The organism is Larkinella sp. C7 (assembly GCF_006149005.1).
In the GTDB taxonomy this organism is placed as follows: domain Bacteria; phylum Bacteroidota; class Bacteroidia; order Cytophagales; family Spirosomataceae; genus Larkinella.
The window spans coordinates 234-487 of sequence record NZ_VBSL01000139.1 but is presented as its reverse complement, the minus strand read 5'-3'; the positions used below and the strand labels follow the sequence as shown (position 1 = coordinate 487).

General features: G+C 46.5%; 1 protein-coding gene. It reads right to left on the bottom strand.

Annotated features, from left to right (window positions below; translation table 11 throughout):
• Positions 1 to 247 (bottom strand): hypothetical protein (locus FH871_RS34785; protein ID WP_212768378.1); only part of this gene is annotated, 247 nt, incomplete at its 3' end.
• Positions 248 to 254: the final 7 nt, after the last annotated feature.

Sequence of the window (254 nt, the reverse complement as noted above, 5' to 3'; positions counted from 1 at the left end):
ACATAGCAACCGTCATACCCATCAAGATACCAGAAGAACCAATCATTTGACCAACCTTGAAACGAGCTGGAGTCCAGTGTTGCAAGGTGTATTGGTAAGTGTGATGGTATTTACTTGGGTCACCCGCTTTAAGGTGAATCAAGTCAGTTACCCAGGCTAACCAGAGTGGGTCTTGTCCCAACATAGCTTTACCGGCTTGGGCACCTGTTTGGATAAAGTAGGTACCACCAAGTTGGGTGTAGTTCATTGGGATG